At 59.4% G+C, this 20,103-nt stretch carries 19 protein-coding genes and 2 pseudogenes; 9 read left to right on the top strand and 12 right to left on the bottom strand.

The genetic code is table 11. The features are described 5' to 3' along the window. Positions 1 to 74: 74 nt before the first annotated feature. The 4 genes from RBB46_RS16890 to tnpB form a co-directional block, all read right to left on the bottom strand. Entirely contained in the window at positions 75 to 1,928 is a 1,854-nt protein-coding gene (locus tag RBB46_RS16890) for a DUF3363 domain-containing protein (RefSeq protein WP_306030180.1), read from the bottom strand. A 631-nt stretch (positions 1,929 to 2,559) separates the two neighbouring features. Next, the gene (locus RBB46_RS16885; protein ID WP_306030215.1) at positions 2,560 to 2,856 is read right to left on the bottom strand and encodes a hypothetical protein; all 297 of its coding nucleotides are present in this window, start codon (positions 2,854 to 2,856) and stop codon (positions 2,560 to 2,562) included. Then, complete coding sequence (locus RBB46_RS16880; protein ID WP_306030179.1) at positions 2,856 to 4,481, bottom strand: IS66 family transposase; 1,626 nt, start codon at positions 4,479 to 4,481, stop codon at positions 2,856 to 2,858. Before RBB46_RS16880 ends, RBB46_RS16885 begins: the two co-directional genes overlap by 1 nt. Before the next feature lie 63 nt (positions 4,482 to 4,544). Next, a complete protein-coding gene (gene tnpB / locus RBB46_RS16875; protein ID WP_306030178.1) occupies positions 4,545 to 4,892 on the bottom strand; it encodes an IS66 family insertion sequence element accessory protein TnpB in 348 nt (115 codons plus the stop codon). A gap of 153 nt (positions 4,893 to 5,045) precedes the next feature. Between tnpB and RBB46_RS16870 the strand changes: the two are divergent. After that, positions 5,046 to 5,147, top strand: a pseudogene (locus RBB46_RS16870) (transposase domain-containing protein); the annotation flags it as partial. Positions 5,148 to 5,415: 268 nt separating this feature from the next. Here RBB46_RS16870 and RBB46_RS16865 read toward each other — a convergent pair. Genes RBB46_RS16865 through RBB46_RS16855 form a run of 3 tightly spaced genes read right to left on the bottom strand, consistent with a single transcriptional unit; the run spans position 5,416 to position 8,936 of the window. Continuing rightward, a complete protein-coding gene (locus tag RBB46_RS16865; protein WP_306030177.1) occupies positions 5,416 to 7,137 on the bottom strand; it encodes a serine protease in 1,722 nt (573 codons plus the stop codon). Between the two features lie 6 nt (positions 7,138 to 7,143). Then, positions 7,144 to 8,208, bottom strand: a complete 1,065-nt coding sequence (locus tag RBB46_RS16860; protein WP_306030176.1) for a hypothetical protein — start codon at positions 8,206 to 8,208, stop codon at positions 7,144 to 7,146. Then, positions 8,205 to 8,936 carry a hypothetical protein gene (locus RBB46_RS16855; RefSeq protein ID WP_306030175.1) on the bottom strand — a complete coding sequence of 244 codons (732 nt, stop codon included), beginning with the start codon at positions 8,934 to 8,936 and terminating at the stop codon, positions 8,205 to 8,207. The genes RBB46_RS16860 and RBB46_RS16855 overlap by 4 nt, the downstream gene beginning before the upstream one ends. Positions 8,937 to 9,146: 210 nt before the next feature. Between RBB46_RS16855 and RBB46_RS16850 the strand changes: the two are divergent. Further along, positions 9,147 to 9,392 (top strand): annotated as a pseudogene (locus RBB46_RS16850) (transposase); the annotation flags it as partial. Positions 9,393 to 9,903: 511 nt separating this feature from the next. Here RBB46_RS16850 and RBB46_RS16845 read toward each other — a convergent pair. Next, entirely contained in the window at positions 9,904 to 11,085 is a 1,182-nt protein-coding gene (locus tag RBB46_RS16845; protein WP_306030174.1) for a Fic family protein, read from the bottom strand. A 149-nt stretch (positions 11,086 to 11,234) separates the two neighbouring features. Here RBB46_RS16845 and RBB46_RS16840 point away from each other — a divergent pair, with 149 nt between their 5' ends. After that, complete coding sequence (locus RBB46_RS16840) at positions 11,235 to 11,429, top strand: AraC family transcriptional regulator (protein ID WP_306030214.1); 195 nt, start codon at positions 11,235 to 11,237, stop codon at positions 11,427 to 11,429. A gap of 184 nt (positions 11,430 to 11,613) precedes the next feature. Here RBB46_RS16840 and RBB46_RS16835 read toward each other — a convergent pair whose 3' ends face one another. Beyond that, positions 11,614 to 11,982 (bottom strand): helix-turn-helix domain-containing protein, encoded by a 369-nt coding sequence (locus tag RBB46_RS16835; RefSeq protein WP_306030173.1) that lies wholly within the window; start codon positions 11,980 to 11,982, stop codon positions 11,614 to 11,616. Between the two features lie 122 nt (positions 11,983 to 12,104). Between RBB46_RS16835 and RBB46_RS16830 the strand changes: the two genes are divergently transcribed. Together RBB46_RS16830 and RBB46_RS16825 are read left to right on the top strand one after the other, a co-directional pair. Further along, positions 12,105 to 12,404 carry a glutathione S-transferase N-terminal domain-containing protein gene (locus RBB46_RS16830; RefSeq protein WP_306030172.1) on the top strand — a complete coding sequence of 100 codons (300 nt, stop codon included), beginning with the start codon at positions 12,105 to 12,107 and terminating at the stop codon, positions 12,402 to 12,404. Continuing rightward, positions 12,405 to 12,689: a glutathione S-transferase C-terminal domain-containing protein gene (locus RBB46_RS16825; protein WP_336623173.1), complete on the top strand. Its 285-nt coding sequence runs from the start codon at positions 12,405 to 12,407 to the stop codon at positions 12,687 to 12,689. A 105-nt stretch (positions 12,690 to 12,794) separates the two neighbouring features. On the opposite strand, the gene RBB46_RS16820 is transcribed toward RBB46_RS16825, so the two are convergent. Continuing rightward, a complete protein-coding gene (locus tag RBB46_RS16820; RefSeq protein ID WP_306030171.1) occupies positions 12,795 to 13,568 on the bottom strand; it encodes an SDR family oxidoreductase in 774 nt (257 codons plus the stop codon). Between the two features lie 87 nt (positions 13,569 to 13,655). Here RBB46_RS16820 and RBB46_RS16815 point away from each other — a divergent pair, with 87 nt between their 5' ends. After that, positions 13,656 to 14,273 (top strand): TetR/AcrR family transcriptional regulator, encoded by a 618-nt coding sequence (locus tag RBB46_RS16815; protein ID WP_306030170.1) that lies wholly within the window; start codon positions 13,656 to 13,658, stop codon positions 14,271 to 14,273. Positions 14,274 to 14,415: 142 nt separating this feature from the next. On the opposite strand, the gene RBB46_RS16810 is transcribed toward RBB46_RS16815, so the two are convergent. Further along, positions 14,416 to 14,775 carry a hypothetical protein gene (locus RBB46_RS16810; RefSeq protein ID WP_306030169.1) on the bottom strand — a complete coding sequence of 120 codons (360 nt, stop codon included), beginning with the start codon at positions 14,773 to 14,775 and terminating at the stop codon, positions 14,416 to 14,418. 1,368 nt (positions 14,776 to 16,143) lie between these two features. On the opposite strand from RBB46_RS16810, the gene RBB46_RS16805 reads away from it, so the two are divergent. Next, positions 16,144 to 16,578 carry a YqaA family protein gene (locus RBB46_RS16805; RefSeq protein ID WP_306030168.1) on the top strand — a complete coding sequence of 145 codons (435 nt, stop codon included), beginning with the start codon at positions 16,144 to 16,146 and terminating at the stop codon, positions 16,576 to 16,578. A gap of 16 nt (positions 16,579 to 16,594) precedes the next feature. Here the strand turns inward: RBB46_RS16805 and RBB46_RS16800 are convergent, their stop codons facing one another. Next, entirely contained in the window at positions 16,595 to 17,374 is a 780-nt protein-coding gene (locus RBB46_RS16800; protein ID WP_306030167.1) for an IclR family transcriptional regulator, read from the bottom strand. Positions 17,375 to 17,529: 155 nt separating this feature from the next. On the opposite strand from RBB46_RS16800, the gene RBB46_RS16795 reads away from it, so the two are divergent. Both RBB46_RS16795 and RBB46_RS16790 read left to right on the top strand, forming a co-directional pair. Then, the gene (locus RBB46_RS16795) at positions 17,530 to 19,077 is read left to right on the top strand and encodes an ABC transporter substrate-binding protein (RefSeq protein ID WP_306030166.1); all 1,548 of its coding nucleotides are present in this window, start codon (positions 17,530 to 17,532) and stop codon (positions 19,075 to 19,077) included. A gap of 108 nt (positions 19,078 to 19,185) precedes the next feature. Beyond that, a complete protein-coding gene (locus RBB46_RS16790) occupies positions 19,186 to 20,103 on the top strand; it encodes an ABC transporter permease (RefSeq protein WP_306030165.1) in 918 nt (305 codons plus the stop codon).

Below are 20,103 nucleotides of genomic sequence, written 5' to 3'. Positions count from 1 at the left end.
GACTGCTGGCGCGCAATTGACGCGTCCAAAGAGCAGGATCGCCAGCAGCTATCCAGCAACGGATGCCATGCCGCTCACATCCCGATACCAATCCCGCGCTGCCGGCCGAAACGCCACTCGATGCTGCCGGTGGTTCGGATGTGGGCGCTGATGGTCTGGCCGACACGCTGTTCGAGCATCGGCTCCCAGGGGACGAGATGAAAGCGGAACCCATCGTCGAGCATCGCATAGCGGCCGCTGGCGAGATTGGCGGCGCCGACGAGCTTGCCGCGCGCTTCGTCGCCGATTTCCACCGTCGTGAACATTCGCTCTCTGGCCTTGGCTATCTCGCGGCCGACGCGGGCGACCTCCTGCCGTTCGAGCGTGCGGCACATGCCACGCGGGACGGTGATGACGCCGCTTGTCGCATCCCGTGTGGCAATGCCCATCTCGACCAGTTTGAAGGTGCGCTTGTCGAGCGCTTGGGTAACCTCGCGGCCAAAACCGCTGGGCGCAAGCTTGGTCTTGTCGTGTGAGGCAAGCTCGCGGTCGAGCCAGGTGGCGCCGTCGCTGCCGATCTGCGCTTCAAGATCGAAAGCCGAAAGCATGCGCACGGTGAAGTCCTTGCCCCTGTTGCGGGTGTCATGGGCGAGGCCACGTTCCGGCAGGTCAGGCGGAACCTTCCAATGGTTCTCGTCGATGCGCTCGACGTGCCCTGCCCGGCGCAGCGCTTCGAGGCGACGAACATGGGACCGGATGAAGGCGTCGGGATCGCCGCCGATGCGTTTGATCTTGTCGCGCGCCAGCTCCAGGTGGTGGCCTGGCCGGTAGATGCCGTTCTCATCCGCGGCATCGCGGATGTTGATGTCAGCGGATCGTGGCTCGGTCTTCGCCAGGACCGGCTCCAGGGCGACGATGTGGCCGTTGCCGATGTCATTGAGCCTTGCCGCGTCCGCTGTCTCCACATAGTGGATGCGGCCGTCGACCCCGTCGATGACGACATGCAGCCGGTCGCTCATCTCGTCACCGGCCAGCCCCTTGGCCAGCACACGGCCGATGATCGGTTTCCGGATGCTTGCCCCATGCATTTCGTAGCTGCCGGGGGACCGCTCCTCGGCCAGGTCATGGGCCGTCAGCGCCCGGTGCATGGTCTTGATGATGTCGTTGCGGATGCCGAGGTCTCTCAAAGTCTTCTCGGCCTTGGCGGACAACGACCACTGTCCGGTGTCGATTTCTCCCGCCAGCCCCATGCGCTCCAGCTTGCGCACCCGGTCGATCAGCAGATAGCGGTTGGCGCGGATGGTGTAGCTGTCGCTGGCATTCGGATTGAGATCGATCAGGCCGTGGTCCCGTTGCTCGGAGATCAGCATCCGGTCGAGCCGTGTCAGCCGGTCGGCATCGAGTTCCCTGGCGAGCTTTTGGGCAACCTCCCGCTCGCTCTGCGGGCCGAGCTCCAGCGTCAACCGTTCCGATGCCCGGTGACGGATGCCATGGGCGATGTAGTCGCCGGCGATGTTGAGGATCTTGCCGTCATCGGTGACGCCACGCACCAGGATGTGGGTGTGCGGATGGCCGGTGTTGTGGTGATCGATCGCCACCCAGTCGAGCCGCGTGTCGAGGTCATCCTCCATTTGCCGCAGCACATCGCGGGTGAAGCCGCGCAGGTCATTGAGCTCGGCAGCATCCTCCGGCGCGACGATGAAGCGGAACTGATGGCGGTCCTTGCGACCGCGCTCGATGAAGGCCTTGCCGTCGGCCTCGTCTTCAAAGGCGGAATAGACGCGGCCCTTCTCGCCGTCCCTGCTCACGCCGTCGCGCTCAAGATAGCGCAGGTGTGCATCGACCGCCTTGGCGCTGGTGACGAAGCTGCGGCCACCGCGGATGCTACGCCCTGCATTCAGCTTCACGACACGGGCCTTCACGACGGCACGGCGCGAGCGAAAGCGCATCCCGCCTTCATAGCGCTTCCAGCCGCGGCCTTCTTTGGGCAACGCTGCCGCCAGTTTGGAACCGCGGCCGCGGGCGTTGAACCGGCCGCTCCCCCTTCCGGCTACCCGTCCGTTTCGGCGAGGATCGCGACCCGCCTTACGCACCGCCATTTCCACCTGGCGGCGGAACGAGTTTCCGCCCGACTTGCCGCCGCCTCCCCGGCTGTGCGGCGGTCCCGGCCGGACGCGGAAGATGTCATCGAAATCGTCTGTCATGAGAGCTGACATGGACCGACGATTCCGGGCGTTCAAGGGCGGAAACCGCGTGATCGCAGGTCGGCGGACATAAACGTAAGCAGGGCGTAGCTGCCTGGATTCGGTCTTTCAATGGCACCATACCAAGCCATTGAAACCACGAGGAAATCTGACTCTCCGGCACCAATCGACCACCTAACGACGCCAGAATGGTACAGACAAGAAGCTCAAAAATAATGTGCAGATAATGACTTAACGACCAGCGGGAGTGCGAACGCGAGTTCGCTTTATCTTGCACTCCTCTGATCGGGCACCCCTCTGTCGCGCGATCACGCTGACGCCGAGGCCCTGCCGCTTCAATTCCAAGATCATCACAATCTCCGTAACCGGCCGATTGTTACCGCGGCGATTGAGCCTTGACGCGGGCAGTGACATCAGGATCTGAGACGAAGTCGTCGAGGAAGCTGTGCCAGTTTTCGGTTGAACTTCGGGCGTTCGCCAGCATGTCTTTCAGTTCGTAGATGCCGTCGTCGGTAAGCGCCGTGACATAGTCGTCCTGACCAGTTTGGACGCTGACGATGCTGCCGTAGGTCAGGTTGTCATCGTTTTCAACGATGGCCTCGAGGAGCTCAAGGTCTTCACCGAGCAGCTGCGCGACACAAGCGAGCGTGGTGACATGAGTGACCGCGGCCATCAGGCTGCCTCCGCGCAGGAGACCGCCATGGGTTTCCAGTTCCATGGAAGCAACTCGTCGAGACGGTTGATCTTGTGATCGTGGATGCGGTCGAGGACATCGGCCAGATAGGCCTGCGGGTCGAGCCCGTTCATCTTGACCGTTTCGATGACCGTCATGGCGCGCGCGAGTGTCTCGGCACCGGTGTCGGCGCCGGCGAATAACCAATTTTTCCGGCCGATTCCAATCGGACGCAGGGCGCGTTCAGCGGCGTTGTTGTCTATCGCCACGCGGCCATCTTCAAGGAACAGGCAGAAGGACGGCCAGCGGCTGAGGCCATAGCGGAACGCCTTGGCAAGTTCGCTCTTGCCGGGCAAGCGTGTCAGTTGCCGCTCGGCCCAGAGCTTGAAGTCGTCGACCTTCGGCTTGGCTCGCGCCTGGCGCGCGGCACAGCGGATGTCGGCAGGCTGGCCCGAGATCTCGCGCTCGATGTCGTAGAGGGCTCCGATCCGGTCGAGTGCTTCACGGGCGATTTCGGATTTGGTCGCGCTCCAGACATCGTGGAAGTCCCGGCGTAGATGTGCCCAGCATGCTGCCTCGCGGAACCGGCAGGCTCCGTCGAGCCCGGGCTCATAGAGCTTCGCAAAGCCCTTGTAGCCGTCGGCCTGGAGAACGCCACTTGCGTGCCTGAGGTGATGCTGGACGTGCCCCTCCTTCCAGTCGGGGGCGAAGTAATAGACCGCTCCGGGTGGCGCGGCACCGGACCATGGACGCTGATCGCGAACGTAAGTCCAGATCCGGCCCTTCTTCACGCCCTTGCCAAGGCCCTTCTCCCGTAAGGACCGGTCCAGCACCCGGATCGGGGTGTCATCGGCATGCAGCAGATCACTGCCCATGACCTCGGCCTCGATCCGGTCGATCAGAGGCTGAAGCGCCCGCATGGCGCGGCCGCACCAATCCACCAGCGTGCTGTCTGGGATATCGGCGCCCATTCGGCCAAAGATCTCGTTGAGGCGATATAGGGGCAGGTGGTCATCGAACTTGGAAACCAGGATGTAAGCCAACAGACCCGCGCCTGCCATTGAGCCCGGGATCGGCCGGCTCGGTGCAGGAGATTGCACCACCTTCCCGCATTGGCGGCAGGATTTCTTCAGTCGGGCGATCTGGATGACCTTCAACTGCGCCGCGATCATGTCGAGGATGTCGCTGACATCCTCGCCCACGACACGCAAATCGCCGCCGCAATCGGGGCAGCATGTGCCGGGGTCCAATTCCCGGCGCTCGCGCGGGGTCGCTGCCGACACACCCGGACGACGCCGCGGCTTGTGCTCGCGCGTGCCGTTGCCGGCAGCTGCGGGCTCGTCCTCGCCTTGGTCATCGTCGATCAGTGGGTCAGCGCTCTCGGTGACCGCAACTAGCAAATCTTCCAGCGCCAGTTCCAGCTGTTCGATCTCACGCTCGGTCTTTTCCGAGGACTTGCCGAAGGCCTGTTTCTGGAGTTTGGCGATCCGAAGCCGTAGGGCCTGAACCAGCTGGTCATGAGCCCGGAGCGTCGCCGACATCTTCGCGTTTTCCGCCTGCAAAGCGGCGATCTTCGCCTTCAGTAAGGCGGGATCATCAGGAAGATTTGCAGCATCGACAGACATGATTCTGACTTACCACAAACCCAATGGAAATGCCAAAAAAACAAATCAAATCAGTTAGATAATTCAGCCCACCCGAGCCGGCGGCGAACCCCAGTCCGGCCTGCGCCAGTCGATGCCTTCCCACAGCATCGCCAACTGCGCCGAGGTCAGACGAGCCGTGCCATCGGAAACCGACGGCCATGGAAAGCGGCCCCGCTCCAGAACCTTGTAATAAAGACAGAAGCCCTGGCCGTCCCAATATAAAAGTTTCAGCCGGTCACCCCGCCGCCCACGGAAGGCAAACACCGCACCACTCGTTGGCTTCTGACGAAGCACATCCTGTGCAAGAGCAGCAAGCCCTCCGATGCCCTTGCGCATATCAGTGGCACCGCAGGCGAGATAGACCCGGACGCCAGTCCCAGGGCCGATCATGCTGCTTCCACCGCCCGGATCAGCTGCGTCAGCGTGGCCGCATCCAGGCGGCCGTCGAAACGCAGGCAACGCCCGTTGCCCAGGCGCAATTCAACCGGAACCGGATCCGAACTGACCGACACTTCACGGATCGCCGGACGAACGTCCGCAATGCCCTTCGCCTATCTCAAGGCCACCCTCGAGGCCATCGCCGCCGGACATCCGAAAAGCCGGATCGACGAGCTCCTCCCATGGAACTTCACGCCGTCAAGCTGAAACCCGGTGGGCCGCAGATGTCGCTTACGTTGATGCCCGTCTCTCTGGAAATTGCCGACACTGTCAGGCCCTGCTGATGCAGATCCAGGGTCACGATCGTCTCCCTCAGCCTGATCACCAAAATCCCCCTTCCGACCATCGGAAGGAGTATCGGCGATGACGCGCCCCCGGTCTTCCGGGGCGCCCCCTCGGAAGACCGGGGGCCGCAGCACCTGGAGAAGATTCAAACGGCAATATTGGGGAGTATTGATCCATTACTGACAATAGACTACTGATCAAGGGCTTGAAGAAAAGCTTGAGCGGCTTCGTATTGGACAGTTTCGGCAGTTGTAAATGATCGCACCGCTACATCGTTTTTACAAACCTTATCAACGCGGGGGGCAAGCAATTCTCGCAACGCGTCTGTCATCTTAACATCTGCTTTTGTTTTGTAATCGATCATGTAATCAACAAGCCGAATGCCAGAATAATATCGATAAAAATCATCGTGCGTTTCATCATATAGCCTCCGAAATCCACGGTCTCGACCAGTCGACCCAAATAGGCCAGTGAATTCGCTAGTATCCTCATCATAGAAGACAAGGTTCTCGGAATTCAATTCCACGCGAAGTTTGCGGAGAGTTTCCATCCCCATCTCCCAAAAGTCTGGGCGTTCTCGTTTTTGGTTATATGCAACAGCATATATGTACTTTGCGATTTCCTCGACCGGTGCATCCCGATTTACAAAATCGACACACGCCTTTTGATACTTCTCTAAATTTGCCTCGTCAGCCGATATCTGGTTAGAGATTTTCTCTAATACTAAGCTGGCGTTCTTTACGGAATCCTCGATATCTGAAAACATCGCAGCGCACGCAATTTTTATAAGCTCAATATTATTCGCTTTGATGTATTCAAAAATATCACTATTCAGTTGTTCTTCACTCAATTCGAAGCGAGCAATTCTCGAACACCAGTCAGAATAGTTATTTGCCTCTGCGACCTTTTCGCCGCTTGCAGCTGTTCCGATACTTAATTTGAAGCTCAATAAATTCGCTTTGAGAAGCGATTCTGTTAAATCTGCCGGTACATCAATCTTTGAAAACACTCGATCAGTGTTCAGTTTGATTCCAGCCTGAACAAATAACTCGGCGTCCTGCGGGCGCCCTATAGAAAGTGCGCGTACAAACTCGCTATCTGCGCCTCCGCGGAATCCCAAGAACCCTGCATTCTTTGATAGTTGATACCCTCGCGCTGTGAGTTCTCTGATCGGGTCAAAATCAACATTGGGAAGAGAGATTTTCGTATCCACTAAGTCAAATGGATATCCGGCTTCTTCCATTTTCTCTTTTAGAAATTTCAACGGAATGATGCGAGCCAGCCCATTGTCGGTTTCTATGATGAGCCCAATTATCCGCAGCCCTTCGTCAAAGGTTGCACCACCAGACATGCCTGGAACTACTGAGCTTGACTCAACTTCAATTGCAGTAGACGTAGAGGAGACAACTTTTTCCGGGCTTTTGTTTCCGCTCCAGACTTTGCCGCTTGGTTGCCCAAACAGATAGGCTCCCTCTCCAGCTTCTACCTCTTGGGCGATACGAGCTGCGGAAAACTCATTGAGCGATGTTATTGAAGCTGGTGCCCGGTCTTCAGGAACGACCAAAACAGCAAGATCGATACCTTTATCTAAATTTGACGGCCAGGGCGTGGCGTCTATCTCTTCGCCTGGTCGATCTCGGAACTGAACTTTTATGTCTTCAGCTGTTTCGGTTAGCCCCTGCACAACGTGCCCAGCGGTCGCGATGTAGACCAATCCACCTTTGCGGCCGACGACGATGCCGGCTCCCTCTGTAAGTTTTCCAGTAGTCGGAAACCGACCATCGATCATCACGACCAGCTGTTTTGCGGAGAATGCTTCGTTCTCGTTTTCCTCAGCCTCTTGGGCTAGCCCCGCCGAAACACACATTAACAGGCTGATTGCCAAACTGACGATGCCCGTGACTATCCGCATATTGTCTTACCTCTCAGTGTGTGTTCGACCTAAGCTTATTGCACTTAAAAGGGCGAGTAATAATCCAAAAATCGAGGATGCTATGATCACAAGACTTTCTATTGAACGTAATCCATCCAACATGCTTGGGGTTATGCTCCTGCGATTATTTAGGAACCCTGCTTTTATCCCATCAGCTTGCCCAACCAAAAGAAAACGAAGCCCTGTCTCGGTCAGTTCAAGATTAGTGAGCTGAGCATCTAGGCCGCTAAAGTGCGTAAATTCACCGCTACGCAAAATGACTGGCTCGGTTGGATAACTTCCAAAAGGGAAGTTCAGATAAAATTGAACCTCACCTTGCAATAGCGAACTGGTGGCAATTTGGTTTGAGCCACTTAGGCGCAAACGTTCAGTCGAGAGGGCAGTCACTGGCACTGGGCTATAAATGAAGCCAGCGATTTCTGGCGTTTCAATCTCAATGAGTGGCGCGTGAGCCTCCCACCTATCGCTGCCAATCCTCTCAGAGATAGGAGCAGAATTCGAAGTTACGCTTCCATTCCAAACTACTGTTGTTTGGGAGGCCGCACCTCCTTCTTCATCAACAATGTGCAGCGAAACAAATTTGTTCCGGCCAGAGGAGGACACCTCGACCGCTCGTCGAGCAGGAATAAAGAGACTATCGAGTTCTAAATAGCTGTCTTGCGAGGCCTTTGAAAACGTTTTCGAGTTTGATTTTTGGGCCCCTTGAGTGCCGAGCAACTGAGTGAGATCACTCGCGCCTAACGACTGATCTGTAGAATATTCAGAAGCTTCCCGCAAAGTGATGCTTGCCCCCGAAATTCCAGAAATACTGGAACTCTGCTGCCCATTTCGGAAAGTCAAATTCTGTGTTTCGAGTGTGGCGACAAAAGTCGTTCTCACAAGCCAATGACTTGGCAGAAGTTCCAAAGCAATAACAGAGATTGAAAAGATCGACAATGCAACGAATACGATTATCGCATACATACGCCACGTCAGGACAAACTTAAACCTTCTGAATGATTTTCGAAATAGAAGCTTAAGCCCGATCACGCTACTCTGAAACATTGTCATTCATGTTCCAAACGAGCGCTTACGCTATCAATCTGCTTTTTGCCTCTCCCTACCGCAACGATCTCCAGGGTGATGCTAGCGCGGTTTTCCAAATACGGTTTCAAAGGAAAAGTGGCTGGTCGACTGGCTGGCCACGTCCGATTGCCGAGCATCTCCTTATCAAAAAGAACTTCCCCGGTATCGTCGGCCTTTATTGATATTCGCAGTTCGAACAATTCAAGATTTGCGACCAATGCGATGTACGGATTGAACGCGTCTTCTCCTCCGAAAGAAGCGGGCGTCAGCGTAGGAACTGAAGTATCGCAGTTTTCCTTGCATACTACTGCGGCAAAGTCAGACGGAACCACATTCACGTTAGGATGGCGTACAACATCCAACGGAAGTGAATAGTTATTTCCGGAGAAGCGCGCGTCCATTCGGTAAAATTGTTTCGGGCGCAAAGAAGTGACCGTCAGAGCTTTGGAGGTGTCTGTTGCTCCAGATGATATGTTTAGTGCTAGCGAGGTCTCATCATAAGAGGCGGGATGCCTATGATAAGCAGCAATACGCATTCCTGTCGCAGACACCTGCTGAGAAAAAAGCCCTTCACAACGGTCGCCGCGTTGCTTGTATGCTAAATCGCTCGACGAAATAGGATTTATTTCTTCTCTACAAATACTTTCTTGCGCATTTACACTTATGGCTGCAAGCGAAGCAATTGAAAAAATTAGAGCGAATACGTGTTTCATAGCCGTTGAGAATCCCTGCGAATATTAGGCCCAGTCCATTTTATCGATTTGTTGACGGCGGTAAACCACCAGTTGGGTCAAAGATAGTCATCCGTGCTGGTTCATTTTGAACTGACGACCTCGAACGGCCTAGGTCGAAACCCAATCAGCCTATTGATCTGTTGCCGCAAATCAGATTCACAGCGTCCAATCAGGAGATTCGAGGCGTGGATGGCTCGTCTGTTTTTGCTTTCGGACACCCAATGGGCGACGATAGAGCCCTACCTGCCCAAGAACCAACCGGGTGCTCGCCGTGTCGATGATCGCCGGGTGATCTCCGGCATCATCCATGTGCTGAAGACGGGATGCCGTTGGTGCGATTGCCCGCAAGACTATGGCCCTTCGACGACAATCTACAACCGCTTCAATCGCTGGTCGCGCAGGCGCTTCTGGGTGGACCTTCTGGAAGCCCTCGCGCCGCCCTCGCCAGACGCCTCGCAGTCGTGATGCATGCCATGCTGCGCGACGGGACTTTGTTCGAAGCATGAGGTGAGGTAACAAGAGTTCGCCAGCGGTGACGCACACGCGCCGATCCGGTGGCGGCATCCCGAGAGGGAACGCAAGGACGGACGAGATGCGGAGGTTATCCGATGGGCGCGAAGCAGCCCGGTTCGAGTCAATGCACCGTCCGACCTTGTGAGACCCGATAGAGCACGGCCGCAAGAGTACACGTAATGCGGTCAGTGCGGACAGATCTATGAAACCCTCGACGGACCACCGCCACAGCAGAGCAAATTACAGATCGACCCTAGCGAAGTTCTTGATTATCTGTTTTGGTTGCGGGGGCCTGCAATCATCATTACTTGCAACCGCCCTCTCCTCTTCTCCCCAATTTGCTCCAGATGGACACAGCGCTCCTTGGAGAATTATTTCGCACAGCAGCGTAGAGAACAGACTCAATGAGAGTTAGGGCGGCTGACGGAAGATTTCAGGTGGCGGCAGGCAAAGGATCAGTTCCCTCGCTAAGGATCGCAAGATATCGCCGGTAGCTGAACACTCTCCCCCGCTTGCGCCCGGTGATCTCCTCGACGATGCCCATCTTCTCCAGATCGGCCAAGGCAGCATTGACTGTCGGCGCCGAAAGGCCGGTCTGCCGGACAAGCTGGTTGGAGGTCAGGAACGGGCTCTGCTGGAAAAGATCGTGGATGCGCAGCGCCGAGCCTGCACGGTCGCTTTCGTTCGTGATCTGCTCGCGATCTTCCTTGAAGAGGTCGACAATTCGGGTAGCCGCCTCAAAAGCCTGGTTCGCCGTATCGGCTACACCTGACAAGAAGAAGTCGAGCCAGGCTTCCCAATTGCCGTTTTCCCGCACTTCCTGCAGCAGCCGATAATAGTCGGCACGATGCGTCTTCAGATAGAGGCTGAGATAGAGCAGCGGCTTGCGGAGCACCCCGTTGACGCAAAGATACAGCGTCACCAAAAGGCGACCGATGCGGCCGTTGCCATCGAGGAACGGGTGGATGGTCTCGAACTGGACATGCAGCAGCCCGGCCTTGATCAGCGCAGGCAATCGCGAGCTATCCTCGTGCACAAAATGCTCCAGCGCGTCGAGGCAGGCATCGAGTTCGGTGACGGGCGGTGGCACATAGAGCGCATTGCCGGGGCGCGAGCCGCCGATCCAGTTCTGCGAGCGGCGGAACTCGCCCGGGCTTTTGGTGTCACCGCGTCCGCTTTGCAGCAGCCGGGCATGCATCTCGCGGATCAGACGCAAGGATAGCGGCAGCTCTTCCAACCGCTCCAGCCCGTACATCATCGCATCCACGTAGTTCGACACTTCGCGGATGTCGTCAATCGGTTCCCCGGTCTGAGCCTGGTTCTCGAAGCGCAAAAGATCGGTCAGTGTGGATTGCGTCCCCTCGATCTGGGACGAGAGCACCGCCTCCTTGCGCACATACATATAGAGGAAGAGTTCCTGGCGCGGCAGTAGCATGGTAATGCCATCCAGTCGCCCGAGCGCGCGCTCTGCGAGGCTCAGCCGGTCCAGAAGCGCCAGGACGTCGATCTGCGGCTTCGGTGGCAGAGGCGGCGGAACGAAAGCGCGTACGATCTCGCCCGCGACAGGGGTTTCGACATATCGGCCAAGGCGCTGAACTAGGTTGGAATCGGTCATAGCGTCATCTTGGCAGCATGACGCTATTTAAACAATCCTGACCATATTTAAATAGCGAGCATGCTAACGTAAGCGCGCTTAAATAGGCTCGTCGCTCTCGGCCTGCTCCAACGGAAGGACAAAGCCCTCCGATCGACTTCGGATAGGGCATCTGGTGCGACGAATCGGATAGGACCGTCAAGCCCGCCGACGAACGGCTGATCGAAACCCGCGACAGTATCGCCGAAATCGCGACCTCGCTGGGATATATGTCGGAATACGCCTTCGCTGCAGCGTTCAAGCGTAAAATGGGTTGTCCGCCGCGTCGCTATTTGCGGGAGACCAGCAGAGTGCTGTTTCCCTGAAGCGTCGAAGGGATCCAGAAAGCGCACCGATCGCTGTGGAAATCTTTTGCCTTGGCAGCTCTTCGAGCTCGCACAGCGCCGAAGCGTGGCGTGGTGACTCCGGCTCGTCCCGAAGGCGGCGAGCCCAGTGCAGACGTTCCGATGCCGACTGGCTGGGCTTCGGCCCTGTTGTGACGGGAATGCTTCAAGGCTGGCGGTTGTCGTGACGGATGCGATTGGCTGCAATTGCTTCGCGATGGGCCGCTGCCCAATCGGCGAGCTGCCTTGCGGCTTCGGACAGGGAATGTCCGAGCGGCGTCAGGGCATATTCGACCTGCGGCGGCGTGGTGTGGCGCACGGTGCGGTCGACCATACCGTCGCGTTCCAGCGTCTTGAGCGTCCTGGTCAGCATCTGCTGCGAAATGCCGCCCACGCGCCGCTTGATTTCGTTGAAGCGGTGTGGGCCCGAGCGAAGCGCGACGACCACCTGGATCGTCCACTTGTCGCCGATGCGACTGAGGATCTCGCTTACGGCACGACAGTCGGCGCCGGCTGGCTTGACAGTCATATCCATCTGACCTGCTTCGAAATTTATGCTTTTGACGGCTTCTTTTAAGTCCCATAAATGGCTGTGGTCAACAAATTAGACCTGGTTCCAAGCATCGACTCTGGCCGGGTTCAACAAGGAGATCGCACGTGAAGCTGTTTTATTATCCCGGCGCCTGCAGCCTGGCCGATCACATAGCGCTCATCGAGGCCGGGCTTGCCTATCGGCTCGTCGGCATCGATCGCGAGAAAAGGACGGAGGATGGCCGCGATTTTCTGGCGCTCAACCCGAAGGGCTACATTCCAACCATCGAGATGGACGACGGAACGATCCTGACGGAGAATCAGGTCATCCTGACCTATATCGCCGAGGAAAGCGGTAAGCTCCTGCCCGAAGACCGCATGCTCAGGTGGCGGACATTCGAGGCACTCGCCTACATGTCCAGCTAAATCCACGGAGCCTACGCCCCGTTCTTCAGGGATTTCCCCGAACCGGAAAAGCAGCGTGCCCGGGAGAAGATCAAGAAGGCCTTCGCAATTCTCGCCGATCAGATGGGCGACAAGGCATTCGTGATCAGCAACGACATGACGATTGCCGCCTGCTATCTCTTCTGGATCCTGATGGTTGCGCCAAAGAGCGGCGTTGATCTGCCCGCAAATCTGCAGAATTGCCTGGACCGCATGAAGGCAATGCCTTCCGTCATCCGGGCGTTTGCGGAGGAAGGATTGAGCTGATCTGCAGTTCGGCGATAACGCCGCTGCGGCGAGCGCATCTTAGTTGCGATGCGCTCGCCCCGGCCATGTGCGGACCGCCTCTCACGGCCGCGTGGTCGGGATTGTTCAGATCCGGGCGCCGCCGGTCGCATCAATCATCTGGCCCGTCGTCCATCGCGCCTCGTTCGATGCCAGAAAGGCGATGACGTCGGCGACGTCTTCCGGATTTCCGACGCGTGAGAAGACCGAGAGGGCTTCGGCGCCGGCGCGCGCATCCGGCAATGCCAGCCACTCGGCATTCATGTCCGTCTCCGTCACGCCCGGTAGCACGGCATTGACCGTGATACCGCGCGCGGCAAATTCCGGCGCCAGCGCCAGCGTCAATGTTTCCAGTGCCCCCTTGGAGGCCGCATAGGCCGGATGTGTCGGTGCCGCAATCCGGGTGAAGCCGGTCGATACATTGATGATGCGGCCATTGTCGCGAATATGGTCGGCCACGGTCTGTATCAGGAAGAATGGCGCCTTGTAATTGATGGCCATAACCTCGTCGAACACAGCTTCGCTCGTCTGCTTCAACGGCAGGGCGGGCGCAATGCCGGCGTTGTTCACCAGAATGTCGAGAGCGGCGGAGCCCGTCTCGGCACGCGAAGCTTCGCCGAACTGCGCCCAAAGGCTGTCGGCCGCCTCCTTGCCCTCCCGCAAGTCGGCCTTGACGCCAACCGCCTTCACCCCGAGCGCCTCGATGTCGCGAAGCGTGGCATTGGCTGCATCGGCATTGGCGGTGTAATGCACGCCGATCAGCGCCGCGCCTTCCTTCGCCAACGCAAGGGCAACCGCCCGCCCGATGCCGCGTGAACTTCCGGTGATGAGGGCAATCTTGTTTTCAAGTCTCTGGGTCATGGATCACTCCGTTGCTAAATTAAATAGTGACCGCTACAATAAGGATGCAAATGACGATGTCAATAATTTAATAGGGATCACTATTTAATGCCGAAGCCAGCTCGCAAACGGGGCAGACCTCGCGCGATCGAACGCGACGCGGGCCTCGACATCGCGGCTCGCCTGTTCTGGGAACGCGGTTATGAAGGGACCTCGACCGCCGACCTCACGAAGGCCATGGGGATCAATCCGCCAACGCTCTACTCCATGTTCGGCTCGAAGCAGGAACTCTACCGTCAGGCGCTCGAGTTCGGCATTGCCCGTGAAAGCGGCCGCCGGATGGAAATCCTGCAATCACCCCTTCCGGTTTACGACGCCCTCAGGCTGTACCTTTACGATATCGCTGACGGAGACACGCAGCCCGGCAAGCCGCGCGGCTGCATGGTCTCGACGGCCGTTCTGCAGCATGCGGAAGAAAACGCATCCGTCGCGCAGATGACAGCGGCCTTGCGGGAAGCCTCGATGCAGATCCTCAAAACCCGCTTTGACCGGGCCGTCGAGGAAGGCGAATTGCCAGCGCAGACTGACACAGATACGCTCGCGCGCTTCTATGGCGCGATCATTCAGGGCATGTCGGCACAGGCCTGCGATGGCGCCTGCAACACCCGGTTAAAGCAGCTGATCGATCTCGCACTCACGGCCTGGCCGGGGAAGCGTGGCACCTAAAGAGGAGCCGCGCCCAGAGATCCACGATCTGCTTCTTTAGTCCGATCCGGACGTCCCATTGGAGGCTCGTCTATAGGAAGCACCCGAGGGTCACTTATAGGGCTGATTAATCACTCCCCTGCCGGTGCCTTGGACTGTCGTGTCATCCGTGATCTGCGGACCGGGTGATCTCCTGCCGCAATTGATCAACCTTAGAACCGGCCCACTGCCGGGCGTCTTCGCCGAACACGAGCCGCGAGGGCACCTCGCCCTGCGAAGCAAGTGCCACGATCATCTCAGCGAGCAGCTTCGGATCGCCCGGCTGGTTACCGTTGGCTCCGTCCACGAACGCACGATACTGTGCTATGGCCTCGGCATAATCCGGAATGTCGATGCTGCCGAAGCTCGCAGACTTGCCGTCCAGTCCAGGGATGCCATGGGTAAAGAAGCTTGCGCTCAAAACCGGTCCCGTGGGCGTTCCGTCGTCGAGTTCTACAATCACCAGCGGCCACACGCCGCCCATGGCGGACAGCCGCCCGCCGTGGTCTACTTCAACAGCATCGAACCCGATCAGCAGGTGTGGAGAGTAGCTTAAGCAGTTCGCCGATATTGACCGGCAGACGCGGCCGATAGCTCGGCTTGGGTGGGGCGACGGACGCCTTAGCTGCCGACTGCACCAGCTTCGTCGGATGAGCCATCCAGATCCTGCCCGGTCACGACGCGGGTGACGTACTTGCCATACGGCACGTTCATGATCCGGAAGTAGCGGATGTGCCTGAGGCACACCAGCGATCGACTTTGGTGCTCAAACCGCTGGCATATATTGGCGGTTGTTGTGTGCCATTGATTCTGAGTGTGCCTCAAATGTGCCTGAACGCAGAAACGCCCCGGCTTTTGGGCCAAGGAGTGTCTGTAATCTCTGATATTGCTTGGTAATTTTGGTTGCGGAGGCTTGATTTGACCCCGGCGCGGTCGCTCTGCATAAAGACCTTTGTCAGCAGAACGAATTCGGTTGTGGCACTGTATCGGCGGAAGCCTTCCGTTTACTTGGAACGGTTAGGCGATTCCCTAATTTTGCCATGTGGATCAACGGCTCGTTGGTTAGACGGTTTTTCGCCTAAGCCATTGTTTTTCTTTACTCCGTCTACTTCCGTTGGGCGTACCACCTCGCTTCAAAAGCGATTCACCGGCGAAGAACACCTCCCCCTAAACGACACGCGAGCAAGCCGCCATCAGCGGCTCCGGCTCATTCGACGCCGGCCGGGCTCGTGGCCACCCGCATCGATCCCATGGATGTTTCCCGGACGTTGACAACCGGTGGTCATCCTTCTGGTCTTTCCGATCATTTCACGATCCACGCAACGAACTTCGCGAAACGCCAATCTGAATACGATTGCATAACAGGATTATTTCTTCGCAAAACGCGAATCCATCGATGCCATATGCGGATCGAACACGTCGCCGGCTCGCCCTTGACGCGGCCAAGCGCGCGCCTCACGCAAGGTTTTCGGCCAGGAACACCACAATTCCGCACTTGGCACGGTTCTTGGTTCGTTGAACACAGCGGCGCGGCCGGTCAACGGAAGGTCAGCCCGTCTCGCGCCCGCCGCCACACAACGAACCGCGACGCCCCATCGACGTAAAACATGTCGCGGATAAAAACCCTTCGCGTCCGCCGGACCAGTGCCAGCGCCTTTCCCACCCCAGCCGGCGGGCCCGGCGGACGCTCCTTCCCTTCCGCTCCTGCAGTTGTCTCAACGGTCCGGCGAGTCGTTCCGTCTGCTACCCCGCGTCCCGGGAAATGTCCGCGAGCAAGGTCGGCGCGTGACGGCCGCTGCCCGCTGGCCTATAGGCATGCCAGACAAACGGAACGGAAGGGTCGCCGCGACACATGCTGCTGCTTGGCATCTACGGGGGGCTGTTCCTCTCCGCCTTCGGGGCGGCAACGCTGCTGCCGCTGCAATCGGAAGGGCTGCTTGCCGGCCTGCTGCTGGCCGGACATCCGGCGAGCGGCCTTGTCGTCGTGGCAAGCCTTGGCAACACGCTCGGTTCGGTCGTCAACTGGCTGCTGGGACGGGGCATCGAGCGGTTTCGCGACCGGCGCTGGTTCCCCGTCGGCGAAGCCGCGCTGGTGCGGGCGCAGGGCTGGTACGCGCGCTACGGGAAATGGTCGCTGCTGCTTTCCTGGATGCCGGTGATCGGCGACCCCCTGACGCTGGCGGCCGGCATCATGCGCGAGCGCTTCGTCGTGTTTCTCGTGCTGGTCGCCATTGCCAAGACCGGCCGCTATGCGGCCCTCGCCGCCGCCACGCTCCAGGTCATGTGAGAGCGTCTCTCTCGTCTCAGCTCAGCGCCACGATCGAGGAAATCGTCCGCGAGGCATCGGTGATTGCCGGCACGAGTTCGCGCCGCACCCGTTCCTCGTCCCACTCGGGCAGATAGACGGGCATGCTTATCGCGGCGACCGCCTGCCGGTTCGCCCCGATCACGGGCGCCGCGATGACGATCTCCTGCACCATGATCTGTTGCACCGAGATGACATAGCCCTCGCGTTGCGCCTGGGCGACGCGGGCGCGCACAATCTGCGGATCCTGACAGGTGAAGGGCGTGACCGGCTCCGGCAGGCCGGGCGCCAGCATCGTCTCCAGCGCCTCCGGCGGCGAGAAAGCCGCGATCACCTGCCCCACAGCCGTGACCGCCGCCGGCTGCCGCACGCCGATCAGCGTCGTGTCATAGGCAAGGCTCGTATGAGGAATCCGGGCCTTGTAGACGACCTCGTGACCGTCGAGAACGCCAAGATTGACCGTGGTCCGGAATGTCCGGCTCGCCTCGATCATGCGCGGCAGCGCGCGCTCCAGAAGCCGGTCGTGAATGAGAAAGGCATAGGCGAGATCGAGCATCCTGAGACCTGGCCGGTAGCGGCGGGTCTTCTCGTCCCGGTCAAGATAGCCAAGCGCGTGCAACGTGTAGGTCAGCCGCTGCGCGGCGCTCTTTTCCAGCCCGGCCGCCTCGGCGATCTCGGTCAGGCTGAGCGGGGCGTGGTTGTCGCGGAAAAGCGCCAGCACCCGCATCCCCCGCTCGAGCGTGCTGGCAAGCACCGGTGGCCTGGCCTGTTCGTTCATGGTGTGTCGTCGCTCCCCTCGCCTCATTTGCCGCACGAGACGGCCGCGCTTGACAAGCAATAAGTTGCCACGTTTAAATATCGATGTCGATAATCATTATTTGATAATCGTAACAAAATATCGATCAAGGGCGATCCAGCGCCCAGGAGGTCCAGATGTCCCTGAACAGCTTGAAACTCGGAACGGCACTTGCCGCGTCCCTCTTCCTCGCAGCTCCTTTTGCCAGCCCGGCCCTTGCCGGACCGGCGGAGAACACGCTCGTGTGGTCGGCGGAGAAGGAACTGACCGCGGCCGACACCTATTTCGACACGTCCCGCGAAGCGGTTGTCGTCTCGCAGCATGTCTATGACGGGCTCGTCTACTGGGATCAGGCGGCCCAGACCTTCGAGCCGCTTCTGGCCACCGCCTGGCGCCAGGTCGACCCGTACACGCTCGAGTTCGACCTGCGTGAGGGCGTCACGTTTCATGACGGCAGCAGCTTCGGCCCCGAGGATGTCGTCTACACGCTGAACTTCGTCGTCGACCCGAAGAACGCCGTCCTCAACTACGGCGACATCAAGTGGCTGAAGAGCGCGGAGAAGACCGGCGACAATTCGGTCCGCCTGCATCTCAACGAGCCCTTCCCCGCCGCCCTCTCCTATCTGGCCCTCGTGCTGCCGATCATGGCCGAGGGACATTTCGACAAGGCCGAGGCCGGCAGCGACGGCAACAAGCGCTTCGCCGCTGTCCCGGCGAACGGCACGGGCCCCTACAAGGTGACGGGCTTCGGTACCGGCGACACGGTGACGATGGAAGCCAACGAGGCTTATTTCGAGGGCGGCCCCAAGGGCAAGCCGTCCATCGGCGCGATCACCTACCGTACGATCTCGGACGGCGCGACGCAGATCGCCGAGTTGATGACCGGCGGCGTCGACTGGGTCTGGGGCATCAGCAACGACCAGGCCGCTGCCCTTGCCGAAGCACCGCACCTCACGTCGGTCAACGCGCCGACCATGCGCATCAGCTACCTGACCTTCGACCTGAAGGGCACCAGCGGCACCGACGTCTTCACCGACGTGCGCGTACGCAAGGCTGTCGGCCACGCCATCGACCGGGCCCGCATCGCCAAGTACCTGATGGGCGAGAACAGCCAACTGGTGAACGCCGCCTGCCATCCGACCCAGTTCGGCTGCACGGACGATGTCGCCGCCTATGATTACGACCCGGCAAAGGCAACGGCCCTGCTTGCCGAAGCCGGCAAGGCGGACGGCTTCACGGTCGACTTTTATGGCTACCGCGATCGTGAGGTCACCGAGGCGATCATGGGCGACCTCGCCAAGGTCGGCATCAAGGCCAACCTGCGCTGGATGAAATACGCCGCCGCCCGCGACCTGATCCGCGAAGGCAAGGTACCGGTCGCCAACATGACCTGGGGCTCGTCCTCCATCCCCGACGTCTCGGCCATCACCAGCTACTTCTTCGGCGGCGGTCCGGACGACCCGGCCAAGGACGCAGCACTCCAGGAAGCGGTTCGCCGCGCCGATCTGGCAACGGACCCGCTGGTGCGCAAGGCCGGTTACACCGAGGCCCTGCAGCTGATTGCCGACGAGGTCTACTGGCTGCCGCTGTTCAGCTACACCAAGAACTACACCTACAATGCCCAGCTCGACTTCACTCCGTCGGCTGACGAATTGCCGCGCTTCTACGCGACAAGCTGGAAGTAACGGCAAGGGGTCCGGCACCGCGCCCGGATGCGGCGCCGGACCCGTTCACTTTTCGCTGACTGCCGCGGCGTCTCGCGCTGCGGCACAGCCTTCCTGCAAAGGCCCGGCATGCTCCGCTTCACCCTCAAGAGACTGGCGATCGCGGCCCTCGTCGCCCTGGTCGTCTCCGGCATCAGCTTCGGCCTGATGTTCGTCTCCGGCGATCCCGCCATCGCGATTGCCGGCGAAGGCGCCACGGAAGACGACATCGCCGTCATCCGCACCCGCTACGGCTTCGACCGGCCGATCCTCGTCCAGTACGGCGCCTGGGTCGCCAATGCGGCGCGCGGCGACTTCGGCGACAGCATCTATTTCAGCAAGCCCGTCGTCAGCCTTCTCGCGGAGCGCTTTCCGGCAACGGCGACGCTCGGCGTCCTCGCCATCGTAGTCGCGCTCATCCTCTCGATCCCGCTCGGCATCATCGCCGCGATGCGCCAGAACAGGGTCTCGGACCGTGCCGCCCTCACTTTCGGCACCATCGGCCAGGCGACGCCGAGTTTCTGGCTCGGGCTGATGCTGATCTGGCTGTTCGCCGTCAAGCTGCGGGTGCTGCCGGTCTCCGGTTCCCAGACGCTTGCCCACTTCGTGCTGCCGGCGCTGGTGCTGGGCTACTACGCCGCGCCGTCCATGCTGCGCCTGTGCCGTGCCGGCATGATCGACGCGCTCGCCTCCGACTATGTCCGCACGGCGCGGGCCAAGGGCATGCTGCCGCGCCAGGTCCTGTTCGGCCACGCCATCCGCAACGCCATCCTGCCGGTGATCAGCGTCGCCGCGGTCGAGTTCGGCTTCATCCTCGGCGGCTCGGTCGTGGTGGAGAGCGTCTTCGGCATTCGCGGCATCGGCCTGCTCGCCTGGGAAAGCATCGCCCGCAACGATTTCCCGACCATCCAGGCGATCATTCTCGTCTACGCGATGATCTATGTCTGGCTGACCTTCCTTGCCGACGTGATCAACGCCTGGCTCGATCCCCGCATCCGCGTGAGCTGA

Source organism: Stappia sp. MMSF_3263 (genome assembly GCF_030733745.1).
Lineage (GTDB): Bacteria > Pseudomonadota > Alphaproteobacteria > Rhizobiales > Stappiaceae > Stappia.
Note: the sequence above shows the minus strand (reverse complement) of the source record. Positions and strands in the feature narration are given on the sequence as shown.